The sequence below is a fragment of the Ferruginibacter sp. genome, assembly GCF_031430955.1.
Lineage (GTDB): Bacteria > Bacteroidota > Bacteroidia > Chitinophagales > Chitinophagaceae > Ferruginibacter.
Window position 1 is genome coordinate 1 of sequence record NZ_JANPCM010000348.1, and the last position, 4032, is coordinate 4032.

A 4032-nucleotide genomic window follows, 5' to 3' on the forward strand; every position below is an offset into this window, starting at 1 on the left:
AGCAACGCAACTCTTAAATCGTCTCTTACTAAAAAATAATTTTGTAGTTTTACACCCAGGTGAACAATCAAACCACTATATCATTAATCGAAAAATTTCAATCCTTAAATTTATCAGCCATAATAGACTTTGATAAATTTAACGGCTATGCAATTACCCACCACTCCACCACTATTGAAGGCAGTACCTTAACGGAAATAGAAACCAGGCTTTTATTAGACGAAGGCATTACCCCTGCAGGTAAACCGCTGCTGCATAGTTTAATGGTACAAGACCATTACAATGCTTTATTGTTTATTACCCAAAAAGCAAAGGAGAAAATAATTATAACACCAGAGTTTATACAACAAATAAATGTTGCCGTAATGAAACAAACCGGCAGCATTTACCAAACTGTTTTTGGCGAACTGGATGCTACAAAAGGTGTTTTTAGAAAAGGCAATGTAAGCGCAGGAAATACTTATTTTGTGGGTTACGAAAAAGTAGAGCCATTGGTAAAAAAACTTTGCGACGGCATTAAGGAAAAAATAAACACCACCACTTCGCTAATAGAAAAACTACATATTTGCTTTGATGCACATTTTGATTTGGTAACTATTCATCCTTTTTATGATGGCAATGGCCGAACCAGCCGTTTGCTGATGAATTACCTGCAGCTGATTTTTAATTTACCACTCAGTATTGTTTTTAAAGAAGATAAAGCCGCTTACTTTGAAGCGTTGCAACAAACAAGAAAAGAAGAAGACATCAGCATTTTCAGAAAATTTATGTTTGCACAATATGCCAAATACCTGCAACAGGAAATTGAAAAATTTGAGCAGGCAGAAAATGGCGACGGAAAAGGTAAAGGCTATTCTTTTGTATTTTAGTTTCTAAGATTACTTCTTCTTCAGCACCAGCGGTTCTTTTAAAAAATCAAACATTTTTTTGTATACTTCCTTCAATATGGGGTATTCATCTACGGTATACAAACTTTTTTTAAACTCAAATACAAACATACAGACTGCCGAATTATTTTCTTTATCATATTCCACCGTACGGGTGAACACAATATCATTATCGGGGGTACGCATTTTTACTGATTTGGGTAACTCATCCGGCACATAATTTTTAGGCAGTGTAATATTGGCATAAGTGCTCACCGTTCTTTTATAGCCAAAATTTATATTGCTAAAACGGTTATCACTTATAAAAGGGTTGCTTTCAAAACCAAAAAAAAGATTTAAGGGCACATATAAATAATCTCCACTGCCTGAAAGATTGGTAGTGAATTTAAATTTTTGTTCTGCCGGCAGTGAATCGTTTGTTTGATTTAAAAATTCAAACTCTTTTATTTCCAGGCCTTCTTTTTTAAAATGATTTTCAATATATTTTTCTTTGCCCTCATCTTTATAATCTTCTATCTTTTCAATACGGGAGTAGCCGCTGTTCTTTATATATACTTCGCCGGAAAAAATTCCTTTATCATCTACATTCATTTGTGCATTTACATAATCGCTGTACAGTAAAGAATCGTTGGTAATGGTAACCAGTCCGCCACTTTTTTTATTTACAACAAGAGCAGTAGTATTAAGAACGTCTTTAGGTATTATATGCGGCGGAGTATTTTTATCTGTTGCGTCTAAATAATATTTTTTACCTTTTATAATTACACATGCAAATACCGAATTAAACTGATCTACAAAAGGATATTCAATATTTACTTTACCATGAAACCTTTCGCTAACTAAAGTTGGATAAGCATCAAGACCAGCATCTTTTAAAAGATTTACTAATATTAAATTTATCTCACCGCTGGTTCCCTTCCTTTTTTCCCAGGGTTCTTTAACCCCATCGAATGCATATTTGCTGTAAAGTCCATTCCAGCTCATATTGTTTCTAACATAATTATATACCGCTTTCATTCTATCTTCTTCTGATAAAAGTTTTTTTGTTTCTTCAATAAATGCTCCCATGCCCGGAATGTTTTTTCCTAACTGGCTTCCAAAATATTTTTCCATCAGCAATTCCCTTATTACTTCATCCCAGGATGTCATGTAATTTTTTTTACCGTAGCCCTGGTTTATAGCACTTAACTGAAAAATTACTTTTTGTAAATAATCCTCTCTCGAATCCATATAAGGTTCGCTTGTAAGAGAAGGAATATTATTCATTTCAAAAAACACTCTGCCGCTTTCTTTTTCCACCCTCGCAGTTACTGCCAAATCATCTCTTTTATTAATGCGGTAAGCAAATTCGGCTCTTGGTAAAATCGTAAGAGTATATTTACTTTTTAGTACTGGTAATCTTTTTTGGAAATCCCAGTCACCCAGCCCGCCATAGTGTTTCATAAAACTCCGGTACTTATATTCTATTATACTGCCTACTTTTATATTAGGGAAAGTAAAAGTTATGGAGCCAGTTTGTTCATCTATATTTTGTTTGTAAAAAGATTTTTTAGTAAGACTTTCTGTAATGGCTTCGCCGGAGGCATTAATATTGGTTACCATTGCGTCCAGCATATCTATAAGTTCAAAATTATCTTTTCGGTAAAACTGCAGCGTAACATTGGCAACATCAAAACCTTTTTCTTTTAAAATTTTTATACGAAAATGGTGGTAAGTAATAAGATGAGACTCGTCGTCATGATCGGATACGGCTTCGTTTAATAATATAACTGCTGTGGCGTCTTTATCAAAAGAGCATTCTTTTAAATCAATTTCTTCTTTACTTAAAATTCCATAATTATTAAACTGCTGTGCAAAAGAAATAAAAGGGACAATCAGGATAAGCAATATAAATAGCAGGTTGTTTTTCATTGTACAAATTATTAGGGTAAAAAATAAATATTAAACTCCAAATTGAATTAAGTGATGATCTAAATGTTTCCATGTGCCTTTACTCCATTCTTCATTGGTTAGTTTTCCAAAAAAAGGATGCTTCTCTCCGCTCATACTGTCTGCCGAAAAACCATTGATCATATCAATCAGGTTTTGCTTTTCTTTATCAAACTCCTGAGGATTAGCAATAATAAAAGATTTATCAGTGGGTAAGTTACGCTTAAAAGGTTCTTCATTAAACAATTTACTTTTAAAAAATGGGCCTAACAGGCTTAATAAAAAATTACTTTTTAATTTATGCTTACCTGTTGCAACACCCAATGGCATTTGGCAATGTGCCAGCATTTGTGCCACATTCATTTTACCCCATTGCGCCTGGCTTTGCGGAGTTAATTTATTTATCCTGCTGATAATTTCAATTTTAACTGAAGTGTCGAATAAATTTTTTACTTCCATATCTTTTCATTTAAATGAATAACAGGTTTTAAATTTTAAGGCGCTGTTCCTTTCCACCGGGAAGGTTAGGATGGGCCCTTATCCATACAGTTCCTGGTGAATGGCTTTTCTGTCGTAACCCAATTCAGTAATTGTTTTTTTAGCTTCGTCAATCATATTCTTCCAGCCGCATAAATAAAAATGTGCAGGCGGTAATGCATCGCCTTGTTTTTTTGCCGCAATCAGATCTTTATACACCTTGTGCACATAACCTTTTTCGCCTTCCCAATTTTCTCTTGATAAAACAGGGATATAATACAGGCCGGAATTATTTGCTGTTAGATTTTTTAATTCTTCGTAATACAATAAATTTTCTTTTGTTCGGGTGCCGAAAATTAAATACACATTTTTATGCGGCAAATTATGCAATGCAATATGGTGCAGCATACTTCTAAAAGGTGCAATGCCTGTGCCGGTACAAATTAAATAGTAATCAGTATCTAACACTTCAGGCAAAGTAAAAACACCAACTGGGCCACGAAAAGTTATTTCGCTGCCCACTTCAATTTTATCAAATAAATAAGAAGTGCCTGCACCATCCTCCATATAAACAATTACCAGTTCAAACACATTACTGCTATCGGGCCAGCTTGATATGGAGTAGCTGCGCCAGCGTTTATTTGTTTTTTCATGTATGGGCAAATCCAGTGTTACAAACTGGCCGGGTTTATAATCGAAGCTTTCCAGCTCGGGTACCTGTAACCAAAATCTTCTGGTG

At 34.4% G+C, this 4032-nt stretch carries 4 protein-coding genes; 1 reads left to right on the forward strand and 3 read right to left on the reverse strand.

All coding sequences use genetic code 11. The features are described from left to right. Nucleotides 1–59: 59 nt before the first annotated feature. Complete coding sequence (locus ACY65O_RS09885) at nucleotides 60–869, forward strand: Fic family protein (RefSeq protein ID WP_462220688.1); 810 nt, start codon at nucleotides 60–62, stop codon at nucleotides 867–869. A gap of 9 nt (nucleotides 870–878) precedes the next feature. Here the strand turns inward: ACY65O_RS09885 and ACY65O_RS09890 are convergent, their stop codons facing one another. From ACY65O_RS09890 to ACY65O_RS09900, 3 genes are all read right to left on the reverse strand, one after another. After that, on the reverse strand, nucleotides 879–2798 hold the full coding sequence (locus ACY65O_RS09890; protein ID WP_462220689.1) for a DUF3857 domain-containing protein: 1920 nt from the start codon (nucleotides 2796–2798) through the stop codon (nucleotides 879–881). Nucleotides 2799–2828: 30 nt separating this feature from the next. Next, nucleotides 2829–3275, reverse strand: a complete 447-nt coding sequence (locus ACY65O_RS09895) for a DUF1569 domain-containing protein (protein ID WP_462220690.1) — start codon at nucleotides 3273–3275, stop codon at nucleotides 2829–2831. Nucleotides 3276–3353: 78 nt separating this feature from the next. Next, a partial coding sequence (locus tag ACY65O_RS09900; RefSeq protein ID WP_462220691.1) for a ferredoxin--NADP reductase occupies nucleotides 3354–4032 on the reverse strand: 679 nt, incomplete at its 5' end.

Bases quoted from the DNA above. Each gene is read 5' to 3' on its own strand.
- ACY65O_RS09890 (WP_462220689.1), bottom strand. From the start codon at position 2,798: ATGAAAAACAACCTGCTATTTATATTGCTTATCCTGATTGTCCCTTTT.
- ACY65O_RS09895 (WP_462220690.1), bottom strand. From the start codon at position 3,275: ATGGAAGTAAAAAATTTATTCGACACTTCAGTTAAAATTGAAATTATC.